This window comes from Ferroplasma sp. (assembly GCF_037442045.1).
Taxonomy (GTDB): Archaea; Thermoplasmatota; Thermoplasmata; order Thermoplasmatales; family Thermoplasmataceae; genus Ferroplasma.
In genome coordinates, this window is record NZ_JBBIRC010000003.1 from 13124 (window position 1) to 26093 (window position 12970).

The 12970-nt window shown below is 35.7% G+C and carries 12 protein-coding genes; 7 read left to right on the forward strand and 5 right to left on the reverse strand.

All coding sequences use genetic code 11. The features are described from left to right. Positions 1 to 10: 10 nt before the first annotated feature. Positions 11 to 901: a carbohydrate kinase family protein gene (locus WKI77_RS00730; RefSeq protein WP_337859922.1), complete on the forward strand. Its 891-nt coding sequence runs from the start codon at positions 11 to 13 to the stop codon at positions 899 to 901. Here WKI77_RS00730 and cgi121 read toward each other — a convergent pair. The 3 genes from cgi121 to WKI77_RS00745 all read right to left on the reverse strand — a co-directional run bounded on the left by cgi121 (position 891) and on the right by WKI77_RS00745 (position 4109). Continuing rightward, complete coding sequence (cgi121, locus tag WKI77_RS00735) at positions 891 to 1310, reverse strand: KEOPS complex subunit Cgi121 (RefSeq protein WP_337859923.1); 420 nt, start codon at positions 1308 to 1310, stop codon at positions 891 to 893. The genes WKI77_RS00730 and cgi121 overlap by 11 nt on opposite strands. Continuing rightward, on the reverse strand, positions 1303 to 3276 hold the full coding sequence (gene lonB, locus WKI77_RS00740) for an ATP-dependent protease LonB (protein ID WP_337859924.1): 1974 nt from the start codon (positions 3274 to 3276) through the stop codon (positions 1303 to 1305). Before lonB ends, cgi121 begins: the two co-directional genes overlap by 8 nt. Before the next feature lie 173 nt (positions 3277 to 3449). After that, the gene (locus tag WKI77_RS00745) at positions 3450 to 4109 is read right to left on the reverse strand and encodes a TIGR00266 family protein (RefSeq protein WP_337859925.1); all 660 of its coding nucleotides are present in this window, start codon (positions 4107 to 4109) and stop codon (positions 3450 to 3452) included. Positions 4110 to 4274: 165 nt separating this feature from the next. Between WKI77_RS00745 and WKI77_RS00750 the strand changes: the two genes are divergently transcribed. From WKI77_RS00750 to WKI77_RS00775, 6 genes are read left to right on the forward strand one after another with little or no spacing between them, the layout of a single operon-like run. Then, positions 4275 to 5480 (forward strand): enolase, encoded by a 1206-nt coding sequence (locus WKI77_RS00750; RefSeq protein ID WP_337859926.1) that lies wholly within the window; start codon positions 4275 to 4277, stop codon positions 5478 to 5480. 2 nt (positions 5481 to 5482) lie between these two features. Continuing rightward, the gene (dph5, locus tag WKI77_RS00755; RefSeq protein WP_337859927.1) at positions 5483 to 6247 is read left to right on the forward strand and encodes a diphthine synthase; all 765 of its coding nucleotides are present in this window, start codon (positions 5483 to 5485) and stop codon (positions 6245 to 6247) included. Positions 6248 to 6300: 53 nt separating this feature from the next. After that, positions 6301 to 7632, forward strand: a complete 1332-nt coding sequence (gene serS / locus WKI77_RS00760; protein ID WP_337859928.1) for a serine--tRNA ligase — start codon at positions 6301 to 6303, stop codon at positions 7630 to 7632. Next, positions 7632 to 8822: a mechanosensitive ion channel domain-containing protein gene (locus WKI77_RS00765; protein ID WP_337859929.1), complete on the forward strand. Its 1191-nt coding sequence runs from the start codon at positions 7632 to 7634 to the stop codon at positions 8820 to 8822. Before serS ends, WKI77_RS00765 begins: the two co-directional genes overlap by 1 nt. A 52-nt stretch (positions 8823 to 8874) precedes the next feature. Continuing rightward, complete coding sequence (locus tag WKI77_RS00770) at positions 8875 to 10041, forward strand: AAA family ATPase (RefSeq protein WP_337859930.1); 1167 nt, start codon at positions 8875 to 8877, stop codon at positions 10039 to 10041. Between the two features lie 2 nt (positions 10042 to 10043). Then, positions 10044 to 11300, forward strand: a complete 1257-nt coding sequence (locus WKI77_RS00775; protein WP_337859931.1) for a hypothetical protein — start codon at positions 10044 to 10046, stop codon at positions 11298 to 11300. On the opposite strand, the gene WKI77_RS00780 is transcribed toward WKI77_RS00775, so the two are convergent. Continuing rightward, positions 11292 to 11756, reverse strand: coding sequence for a DUF1641 domain-containing protein (locus tag WKI77_RS00780; RefSeq protein ID WP_337859932.1), 465 nt, complete (start codon positions 11754 to 11756; stop codon positions 11292 to 11294). The genes WKI77_RS00775 and WKI77_RS00780 overlap by 9 nt on opposite strands. Further along, positions 11757 to 12887: an FAD/NAD(P)-binding oxidoreductase gene (locus WKI77_RS00785; RefSeq protein WP_337859933.1), complete on the reverse strand. Its 1131-nt coding sequence runs from the start codon at positions 12885 to 12887 to the stop codon at positions 11757 to 11759. Positions 12888 to 12970 lie beyond the last annotated feature (83 nt).

Consider the following 12970-nt stretch of genomic DNA (forward strand, 5'->3'; position numbering starts at 1 on the left):
TTACTGTAACATGAAATTTCTCGCTTTTTTTGGCCATTTAAATATTGATGTCAGCATATCAGTTCAGTCCCTTCCCGCTCCCGGGCAGGCAACCGGAGTCAAACAGTTAAAAGAGAAATTCGCCGGAACTGCGGGAAATTTCACCTATGTAGCCCATTCACTGGGACTGGATTTTGATTTATATTCCATTGTAGGCAATTTATCGCATAAAAGATATATACAAAATTTGGAAGAAACAGGAATAAACACAGAACATGTTGAAATTGCTGAAAATGAAAGTGGGCCAGTGTGTTATATTCCTTCAGATGGAAAAGAACAGGTTGCATATATGTTTCAGGGGCCTGTAAATAACTGGAAGGCTTCAAAGAATTTTGAATTTGGGAATTATAATTATGTAAATATTGGAACTGGCCCGGTAAATGAGTATATAAAAATTGTTTCAATAGAAAAACGAGAAAGAATAGTCTTTGACCCGGCACAGGAGATATGGTATAATTATAATAGCGAAACTGCAGAATATATGGTTAACCACTGCAATATGATTATAATGAACAGAAAAGAATATGCCCATCTTCTGGAATTACTGAATATTAGCAGTAATGTTCTGGCCAGTAAAGTGAGCAATATAGTTATAACAGAAGGTAAAAAAGGTGCAACAGTTATTCAGCATGAAGTAGAAACAAATGTGCCTGGAATTTTATCAAATAATGTTATTGATACAGTAGGAGCAGGTGATTCCTTTAGGGCTGGCTTATATACCGGCTTATGGAAAGGCTATAATCTTGTGGATGCTGTTAGAATAGGTAATATAACTGCATCAAAGGCAATAGAAAATAATATAAACGAATTTAATCTTAAATTTGATGATATATTAAAAATATTGAATTCAATCAAAGGATAACGTCAACTTTAGCCATATTTGAAAAAACTTCAAAATCCTTTTCCGGGATATCGTATGGCAAAAACCTTTCCGTGATTTCTATATACTTTTCTCTGATTAAAAATTCAAGATCACTTTTATTTGAATAAACAATAATTCCACGTTCTGTTTCTTTTGAAATGCCACATTTATTTATTGCAATATCTATCTGCCTGGTACCTGATAAGTACATTAAAAGTACATTGCCCGGAAAGTGTATATTATCATTGTGCTGTATATATCTTTCAGTTTTTCTTATTGCTTCCCCTACCTGCACTTCAGAAACTATTGCTTTTTTATCAATTAATTGAAAAAAATTATTTCTTGTTTTTAAATAGTTTAAAATTTTATCATCATATTTTTGTAAAATAAAATATTTTAAATCAGGCAACGTTTGTTCCTCTTCTACGTACAGGTTTTTTAATATCTGTAGCAGGATTAACAACATCCTTTATTTTCTGAAGGAACTTGTCCCTTTCTGGACCTACTACCAGAGCATTCTCAAGTACATCTTCTATTCTAGATGCTGGGATTATTTTTATTTTGCCTTTATGTGCCTCGTCCAGAATTATGTCATTAAGATTTGTTGCAGGAACTATTACAGTGGCAAGCCCGGTATCAATTGCCGCTTCAACCTTTGCTGTAACTCCGCCTACAGGAAGAACATCACCCCTTACACTCAATGAACCGGTCATAGCTACTGTCTGGTCTATAGGTATGGATTCAAGGGAAGAGATAACTGCTGTTGCTATGGATACGCTTGCAGAATCGCCCTCAACGCCTTCGTAGGTTCCAATGAACTGTATATGTATATCAACATCGGAAATGTTCTTGCCGCTTATTTTCTTTATAACAGCCGAAACGTTCTGCACTGCTTCTTTGGCTATTTCACCAAGTTTCCCTGTAGCATAAACTCCCCCATTATGGGGATGCTGGGCAGGCGTTACTTCGGCAACTATTGGCATTACAACTCCAGTGAAATCAGACATATCAGAAGAACCCATAACAGCAAGGCCATTTACCTTTCCAATTGAACTGCCGCTACCAGTGAACATTTTATAAAGCTTCTTGACTTCTATTGCCCTGTCTGCTATCTGTTGTTCAACTGGTTTGCTCAGGCTTCTTGCCTGGTTTACATCGTCTGCTATCACGATGGACTGTTTATTTGTAACAGCAATATCTCCTGCGACCCTTATAAGGCCGCCAAGTTCCCTTAATCTTAAAGTTAATCTGCCTTTTCTTCCTGCACGCTTCTGTGCTTCTTTTAATATTTCTGTTATTGCGCCTTCATCAAATGGTGGAATCTTTTTATCCTTCGCTATTTCCTGAGCTATAAATTGAACGACTTTCTTTCTATTTTCATCACTGTCTTCCATTGTATCATACATATATACTTCATAGCCGTAACCCCTTATTCTGGATCTTAGAGCGGGATGCATATTCCTTATAGCATCAAGGTTGCCTGCAGCCACAAGTACGAAATCACAAGGAACAGGTTCGGTCTGAACCATAGCACCGGCACTTCTTTCACTCTGGCCTGATATTGAGAAGTGTTTTTCCTGCATTGCAGTAAGTAGAGCCTGCTGATCTTCTGGCCTTAGAAGGTTTATTTCATCTATGAATAATACTCCCTTATCAGCCTTTTGCATATTTCCGGCTTCAACTCTTTCATGGGCAGGTGTCTCAAGGCCGCCAGATTGGAATGGATCATGCCTTACATCGCCAAGCAGGGCTCCAGAATGTGCTCCAGTCGAATCTATAAATGGTGGCCTGTCGTTTGGATTGTGGCCCACCAGCAGTTTGGGAACCATTGCACGTTCCATACGTGCTGCTGGATTCATGGCCATTATTATATAAAGGAAAACTGCTCCAATTACAGCAAAGAATAATATTTCTATTGCAGTACCCTTCAAGCCGCTTATCCATAAATAAATTGCCAGGATAGCCCCAAGAAGTATTATTGATAAAACGATAAAAAGAAGACTTTTAGACCTGTCCTTCTTTTCTCTTTCAGCTTTTATTTGATACTGCCTGAGTATTTCTTTTCCCTTCCCTGCAGGAAAAGTCTTTATTTTTGGTTTATTTGAATCTTCCGGGTTAGGAAAACATAACACGTCTTCCAGATCTTCTTTGGGCAGAAAATCTACCATAGACTGTGCCAACATTGATTTTCCAGTTCCTGGTTCGCCAATAAGAAGTACGTGCCTTTTTTGTATTGCTGCTTTTTTGATAACTTCTCCAGCATGTTCCTGACCAATTACCTGATTAAAAAGTAGCTTGGGCACTTCAACTTCTTTAGTGCTTTTGACGTTTAATTTAGATACCCATTCTTCAACATCTTCAATATTAGTGTCCACGTTATGATAATCTAATTCTAATAATTAAGCTTTCCTATGTTATTTTAACTACTTTTATTTAATAGAAAATAATGTTTTTTAAAGCTTTTCTGAATGGAAAATTGAGTGGCGTATTTGCATAGTTTTGCTACAATTTTTTCCTGGGAAAATATCTTACAAATCAAGGATGGAAATTACCTCTTCATCAGTTTTGCTGAAAGCTCCAGAAGTGAGATTGAATGAAGCCATACCTTTCCAGGGCCGCGCATGTTTGCAAAGAAAAAGCCTTCGCCTTCCATCCCGCCAAGAATCATTGTCTTTATGCCGCCAATTCTCTTTACATTATATGAAATTGAAGATTCAAATGCAAGGACGTGACTTAATTCTGCCTGTATTTCCTGACCTTCCTTTAACTCATATTCTATAACCTGGCCGTGGCCGTGAAGCATTACAGAACCCGTTCCTGTAAACTCTTCAAGAAATATTCCTTCACCACCAAACACTGCCTGCCAGTATCCTGCGAATTTTGTAGAGTATTTAATTGTTGAATCCATGCAAAGAAAAGCATTAAACTCGGCAAATATGGATGAATTATTTAGCTTTATCTCAAACACCTTTCCTGGAAGAAAGCCAGCTGTTCCAAAATTGCCCGGCCCATCAATTTTTAAGAGAAAAACTGCAGAGCCAGCAAGCATATGGGACAGAGCTCCCCTAAACCCTCCTGCACCGGTGTCAAGCTTTGCATCCGGAGTTTTGTATATCAAATGCCCCGGCTCCACAAAAACCGATTCCCCCTGCTCAAGTGTTGTATGAAGATACTGTACATCTTGCCCCTTTGTTTCATATTTGACCATAAAGCCTCAAATAAATCTTTTACTTAAATGTTTGCATGGACTATATTATAACATTTAAATTATCAATTATTATTGTAAATTTACGTTTTAGCATATAGATATGTAGAATAATTACATAAAAAAATCCAAGCAATAACTATATATTTTTTATGATATTATAGTAATATGGAAGAAATGGAGATTATAGATTCAAAAATAGATAAAATATTCGATTCAAGGGGAAATCCTGCTATTGAAGCAACAATTTTTCTGAATTATGCATCCGGCACATGTTCTGCACCAGCCGGAGCCAGTACAGGGAAAACAGAGGTTATTGCTTATCCAGACAATAATATTCAAAATAGTGTTGATTTCTTTGAAAAGCATGTAAGAAATGCTTTAAATGGATTCAATGCCTTAAATCAGGCAGGATTTGATGAATTACTTCATGATCTTGATGGCACGGATAATTTCTCGGCAATGGGAGGAAATCTAGCAACAGCACTTTCCATAGCAAATGCCAAAGCAGTATCAAAATATCTTGAACTGCCTCTTTATAGATATGTTGGTGGGCTTCACCCTGAAGTTCCAAGGCCAATGGGGAATATAATTGGCGGAGGAAAGCATTCAAAAAATGGAACAACCATTCAGGAATTTCTGGTATCTTCTCAGGGCAAGACATTTTATGATTCTGTTTATTACAATATTCTTGTGCATAGAAGAGTTGGAGAAAAACTTTCATTAAAGCTGAACGGCCAGAGTGTAGGCCTTGGTGATGAAAAGGCATGGACTGCAGACGTATCGGATGAAGAAGCAATAGATATCTTAAAATCAGCAGTAAGTGAGATATCATCTGAAAATAAGGTTAAAATCCTCATGGGTGTGGACTTTGCTGCAGACTCCTTTTATGAAGATGAAAAATATCATTATAAGAATTCAACAAAAACACAGGATGAGCAAATAGATTATGCTGTTTCATTAAATAAAGAATACGGATTTTATTTTATTGAAGATCCATTATACGATAATGATTTTAAAGGATTTTCAGAAATAACCAGAAAAATAGGAAAGGACGCATTAATAGTCGGCGATGACCTTTACACAACAAATTCAAAAAGAATCCAGAAAGGCATTGATATGAAGTCAACCAATGCGGTTCTCATAAAAGTCAATCAGATAGGAACACTATCAGATACTGTTGATTCAGTTAAATTAGCAACAAAAAACGGAATGGAAACCGTTGTTTCACACAGAAGTGGAGAAACTACTGATGATTTCATAGCACACCTTGCAGTTGCTTTTAATTCTAAATTCATAAAGACAGGCACAATAGGAGGAGAAAGGCTAGCAAAACTCAATGAAGTTATAAGGCTGGAAGAGGATTTGATTTAATAATGCTGAATATCATGGGGCTGGGCTTGCGTGGAGTAAAAAGCCTGACACTGGAAGAAGAGAAAGTTATAAAGGGTTCGGATATAATATATTTTGAAACCTATACTTCCATATCGCCGAATGATACTTTTAACTCAATAGCAGCAATTGCAAATGGAGATATCAAAATAGCAGATCGGAGTTTTGTGGAAACAGATAAAGAAATAATAGACCAGGCTAAAGAAAAAAAAGTAACATTTCTTGTAACAGGCGATGCATTATCCGCAACAACACATAACGAGCTGCGCATGGAGGCAATAAAAGCTGGAGTTAGTGTAGAAATCTATGAAAATGCATCAATAATTACTGCTTTTCCTTCCAGAACTGGATTGTTTAACTATAAATTTGGAACTATTGTATCAATGCCCTTTATCCACAAAAATTTTTTTCCGGTAAGTGTTTATGATAAGATTTATACCAATTATTCAAATAATATGCATACACTTTTATTGCTTGACTTAGAGGATGGAAAAACAATGCCCGTTTATGAAGCTTTATCAAATCTGGTAAAAATGGAAGCTCGTAGAGGAAAGCAGCTAATAAAACCTGAGATGCTTATAATAGCTGGAACGGGTATAGCTTCTGCCAACGAAAAAATAATATATGGAACGCTTGAAAGATTGATTGAATTAAAACCTGTGGGATCTCCATCTTCCATTATAATACCGTCAAAAATGAATGATATGGAATGTTCATTTCTCAATGCTTTTTGCAGAAATATTGATTAAATCTACATAAAAAACATATACCACTGTTATATTATTTATAAAAAGGTTAACTTATGATAGATATAAAACTTTTAAGGTCAGACAGCCAAAAATTTTACAGTTCCTGTAAGGCCAGAGGCTTTGATACTAATATTCTGGACGAATTTTTTTCCCTGGACGTTAAATGGAGAGAAAATCTTAAAGCAGTAAACAAGTTAAAGCATGATAAAAATGTAATCACATCTGATATTTCTGCAATAGTGAAAAAAGGCGAGAATATAGATTCAAAGAAGGCTGATGTTCAGGAAATTAATGAAAAAATTAAGAGCATAGAAGATGAACAGGAGAAAATAGAAACCAAAAGAAATGAAATAGTAAGGTTAATTCCAAATCTTATCGCAGATGATGTTCCAGTCTGTAAGGGTGATGAAAACAGTAAAATTGTGAAATATTATGGCCATTCAAAAGTTTTTAAGGATGATGTGGATTACTTCATAGAAAACAGCGGGAATTCCAGGGATTATACAGTTATTGATAAAAAACCAGTTGATCACCAGTCACTTATGGAAAAATATAATCTTGTTGATATTGAGCGTGCAAGTAAAATAGCTGGATCAAGATTCTATTTTCTAAAAAACCGTCTGTTCAAGCTTGAACTGGCACTTATAAATTATGCAGTAGACTTTCTATCTGAGAGGAATTTTACTGTTATGGAACCGCCATTCATGATTAATTATGCTTCAATGTCAGGTGCTACAGATATAGAAACGTTTAAAGAATCTTTATATAAAATAGAGGGTGATGACCTTTATTTAATCGCTACGGCAGAACATCCCCTGGCCTCAATGCTTTCCGGGGAAATACTGGAGGAGTCTGAACTTCCTTTAAGAGTCAGTGGCGTATCTCCCTGTTTCAGAAGGGAGGCAGGAGCCCATGGAAAAGATACAAAGGGAATATTCAGAGTTCACCAGTTCAACAAAATAGAGCAGTTCATATACTGTAAACCTGAAGAATCCTGGGATTTCTTTGAGGAGCTTGTTACCAACTCAGAGGATATATACAGACGCCTTGAATTGCCATATAGGGTTGTTAATATATGTTCCGGAGACCTCGGTAGCCTTGCTGCAAAGAAATATGACATAGAGGTATGGTATCCATCACAGGGAAAGTTCAGGGAAGTTGTTTCTGCATCAAACGACACGGATTATCAGGCAAGGTCTTTGAACATAAGGTACAGAACAAAGGATGGAAATAAATTTGTCCATACATTGAACAGCACGGCAATAGCCACAGAAAGAGTTCTTGTTGCAATTATTGAAAATTTCCAGGAAGATGATTTTATAAGAGTTCCTGATGTATTGATTCCATATACAGGATTCAGTGAAATAGGAATGGAGCGAAAATAATGGGGAAAACAAAATCTAAAATGGCACAGAGAAGAGATCAATTTATAAAAATAATTACAGAAGTAATATTTGGGGTTGTTTTTGCCTTACTTGCTGGATATGCCATTGATTTTATAATAAGAATGTTTCTGCCACAATATAAATCCTACGAACCTTTTGTAATTGAATCGGTACATGCAGTAATAATACTGATAATTGGCCTTCTTATAGTCGGCTCATTCCTGAAATATTTAAGGGAAACAGTAATAAAAACAAACAGGAACTTATACGGAATGACTCTAATTATCAGAATAGTATTCTATGTAATAATTTTGGCTCTGGTAATGAGCGCTTTTCATGTTAGTGTTACTGGAATATTGGCAGGCAGCGCAATAGGTGGTGTGGTCCTTGGCCTTGCTGTCCAGACTGTAGCATCAAATGTTTTATCAAGTGTATTTGCAACATCATCTAACACAATAAAATATGGTGAAGTAATCTCTGTAAATTCATGGGTATGGAGTGTTGAAACTACAGGAAAAATAGTTGATGTAAAAACTCTTTTTTCAAAGATGCTTACAAAGGATAACAATATAATATACATACCAAACTCGGAAATTCTTGGTAACAGTGTGATAACAGAGTTCAGAAATAATGGTTGCTGTTATATTTATCCATTAAATATCACAACAATGGCGGATGTGCCAGCTGATAAGGTACTTAATGAGGTAAAGAAAAATAACAATTTTACAGACATTAAATTTTTCCTTGCCGCAAAGAATGGTGTATCAAACACCTTTGAGGCTTTAATTTCCTTTGATGAAATTACGGAGATAAATGAAAAAACTGCAAGAGCTAATATGGCTATTGATTCAGCGTACTGGAATGTAAAGTCCAGATATAATGTTCTCGGGCCAAACTCCATGTGGGAATCTACTGAAAATATTTATCCAGTGAGTGTCACTTTGAATTCCGATGTGCCATCGGAAAAATTAATTGAAGAAGTATCAAAACAGTTACCTGATACTGTGGTTATACTTTTAACAAGAGGCGCATCGACAAATGTTTTTCTTGCTAAAGTTAAGTGCTCTGATAAGCCGATGGATAAGGTAATAAACGATACGAATCTTATATTTGAAAATGTTTATAACACACTTAAAGAAAATCAGGTAAAGAGCAATGATCAGACAAAGGATGATAATAAAAAACAGTAATATCGAATTATTAGCAAAACTTTATAAAACATTGTTATAATTTGTTATGGCCATGAAAAATATCAGCAAAATCTTTGAAGTAAAAAATTATCTAACCAGTACATTTGTAGGAAGGGAAGATGTTATTAATGGCGTACTGGCGGGCTTAATATCCGGGGAACCAACACTTCTGGTAGGGCCTCCTGGAACTGCAAAAACATCCATTATAGACACGATGAGCAAATTAATCAACGCACGTTATTTTTATTACCTGCTTACAAAGTTCACTGAACCTGAGGAGCTTCTTGGCCCAATCGATATAACTGCTTTAAAGAATGGGGAATATAAAAACATTACAAGGGGAAAACTGCCTGATGCCAATATTGTATTTCTCGATGAAATATTTAAATCAAGCTCGGCAATAAGAAATACTTTACTGGATATAATGCTGAACCGCAGGCTTCCAAACGGTGGGACAATGATTAACCTGGACCTTCTGGGTATTTATTCCGCCAGTAACGAAATATCTAACGATGAGGAGGATATGGCACTTTACGACCGTTATCCAGTAAAAGTGTTTCACAGTTATGTTGAAAGAACAATATTAAAGGATCTTCTGGAAAAAGGGATCAGCATGGAATCATCAAAAACCATGGAAAAGCCAATCCTGGATCTGGATGAAATCAGAAAACTGCAGGCGCTAGCAGTTTCCAGAATGAATGCTATGAGATTGGAAGGCAGCGATGTTATTGACAGATACATGGAAGCTATTTTCCAGCTTGAGGAAAACAATGTAATATTAAGTGACAGAAGAAAGATAAAAGTACTCAAAATTGCAGCAGCATTCAGCATATTGATGGATTCAGGTTCAGTATCTGGAAATGATGTGGCCATGGCTCTCAGGTACAGTGCAGATTCTGAAGATTACATGCCTAAAATTGAAGCGGCTATTATAGATTCGAGACTGGAAAACAAATCAGATATGGTGCAGAAGGCAGAAACTACAATGGAAGAGACAAAATCATTAATTCAGTCAACGGAGGATGCAATAAACAGGAATTCACCATATAATGTTGTTCTTGACCAGCTGAGCCTTCTGGAAATATACATGAAAAAGCTGGAGAAGATGAAATATGAACTGGGCAAAGACAATTCTCCTTATCATAAAGATGTTGTGAATAGAATCAATTCATCGCTTGAATTTGCCGGTTCAAGATATGAAAAACTTAAGGGAAGATAAATATGTCTGTTAGAAGCAATATAAATGGAATAGACCAGTCAAGCACAGTATATAGAATAACAGAAGAGAGAATTGTCAGAAGAGTTAACACCGGGCTTGATAAAAATGAAGCAGAAAGTATAAAAATCGCTGCGTCCGATATTTATTTTCTCTTCTACTCAGAGCTTGCTACGGTAAGAAGCCAGAAAAATGGAAATGAATTTATGGAAAATGTAAGGGAAAGAATGAGTTCTATAATAAATACTGATGATTTCAAAAAGGCAAAAACATATTCACAATTAAATGACAGGCTTTCCATGCTTTACAGCGTAAATTTTATGAAAAACCTGAATAAAAAAGCGAAAAGGGACAGCCAGAAAAATGGGAATTCTTCCGAATCAATGGATAGCAAAGCTATTGAAGAATCCATGAAAGATGCATCAAAAAAGATGGAAATGGCACATGAAATCGAGAAATTGGTAAAGGATAAAACTCCCGGAGGGAACAGGGGAAAAATAGAAAACCTATCTGTTGAAAGCCTGATTGACCTTACTGATGAAGCCATGAAGGTGGATAATGCAGATAAAATTTTAACTATGGCAAATAAACTAATAGATATAATGCCAAGATATACAAAAAGAATGAAAGCATTTTCAAATACTGGAGAACTTGCTGGATATTATAAAACCAGGCATATTTCTAATGTGCTTTCAAGGGAGCTTGCCATGCCCGATGAGATATTTTATTCCAAAATTATAAATGGATTTACAGGAAAGGAAAAGCGGCTTGTCAGCCAGGGTTCATATTATGTGCTTCTTGACAAAAGCGGGAGCATGTATGAAGGAGACAAAACTCTCTGGTCAAGGTCTGTTGCACTTGCATTATTCAGAATATCAAAAAACAGGGGAAGAAAATACTTTTTCAGGTTTTTTGACAATAAGCCTCATGATCTTCTGAATACTCCATTTGAAATAGTTGAGAATATACTTACTGTTGAGGCAAATAAAGGAACATGCATAGAATGTGCATTAAAAACAGCATTGATGGATATTGAAAATGAAAAAATGGCTGATGAAACAAATACAATAATATTAATCACTGATGGTGAGGATAAGGTAAAAATGGATGATTATTTTAAAAAAGAATATAATACCAAACTGATAACAGTTATGATAAATGGGTATAATGAGGGCTTAAAAAAGATAAGTTCAAGTTATATGAATGCCAGGCTGAATGAATCAGGGGCTCTGGAATTGCTTGGCCTGGCAAGATCATTCTAATTTTTTTAATATATTTCCAAGCGCCTTTAATCCATATATTACTGCATTTAGCCCTGATGCAACTTCTGGATCCTTCAATATGCCCATGAGCTTCAGTACCGAAAGTGGCTGTGCCTTTGATCCTTCCTTCATGTTTTCCGCTATTCCCTGTGAATTGAATGATATTGCTTTTATCATATCGGCCATTTCCCGATTTGATAGCATATAAAGCAATGAAAACATTGTATTCCCTGATTTTGCAATAGTTTCCTTTGAGTCGTTTGATGTGAAAGCCCTGGCAAAGAAATCGAGGTTGTCCGGTATTACATTGTCATTAATGTAGTCAAGGGCATTAACTATTCCAGCTCCTTTAAGCTTATCAAGAATTTTCATAAATGCCATTATTACATCACTATTATTTTCCATAGCTTTCTGCAAAAATTCCATGTTAAGATCTTTATTTTCCTTGTTTTCCATTTATATCACCCCTCTTATTATGGATGAAAAATATGTATCACCTGATATATATTTCAGAAAATAATCGGATTTGGAAGCAAAATTAACAAATGGCTTTGAATTATAATCAAACGATAAAGTAAATGCCGTCTCGTCGGCATAAACGCTGGAACATCCCATAAAGCCATCAAATTCGGAAGATGAAATAAATCCATCGGATTCCGATGCTATTCTTCCTGCAACATAACCTGCTTCAGAGTGGCCAAGTGCACCAACCTTCATTGGAAAATCTGCTGCATCCCCAACCACAAATATGTTGCCATAATTTTTATAATTCAGGGTTAGTTTATCAACTTTAACGTAACCAGATTCATCTGCCATTCCTGAATCTGTTAAAAGTTTCTGGCCCTTATGTGGCGGTATTAATATTAATTTATCATATTGAAGGGATTCATTGCCAGATGAAGTAACTGTATTTTTTCCGGTATCCACAGATTCTGTTTTAAATCCGGGGATAAAATTTATTCCATGTTCTTCAAATCCTTTTCTTACCATATCGGATACGTTTTTAAATGGAAGAACATCCTTCATTGGTATTATTAAAGTTATATCGCTTTTGTTTCTGATTCCCTTTTTTCTGAGCAATAGATCAAGGCCAAACACAAATTCAGCTGGTGCCACAGGGCATTGAAATGGAGTACTCGATGGGCCTACTATTATTTTGCCTCCCTTGAAATCATCAAGCATTTTGCCGAGCTTGAGCACATTAGCAATATCGTAAAAATGATATATGCTATCATCATAGCCCGGTATGCTTTCCGGTACAAGCCTGTTTCCTGTTGCTATGACAAGGTAATCGTATGATAAATTATTTCCATTATTTAAAAGAACGGAACGGTTTTCTGGGTCTATTTTTTCGGCTCTTGCCTTTATTCTTTTAATCCCATAATTTATAAGGAAATCTGTGGGCTTTATAGTATCTCTATAATCCACACCTTTGAATGGAATCAGTACTCCTTCTGGCTTGAAGTATGTTTTTTCTGAATCACCAATAATGGTTATTTCAACATCTTTTCTAGTATGCATTCTCAGTTTATTTGCTGTTATAATGCCTGCATTTGCATCTCCAATAATAACAATGCTTGTTCCCATACATCTTCAGTAATAATTATTATTTAAAATATTTCATTATATAGTGGTTTGTGTAAATATAAAATCGAATATGGTTTATTAAA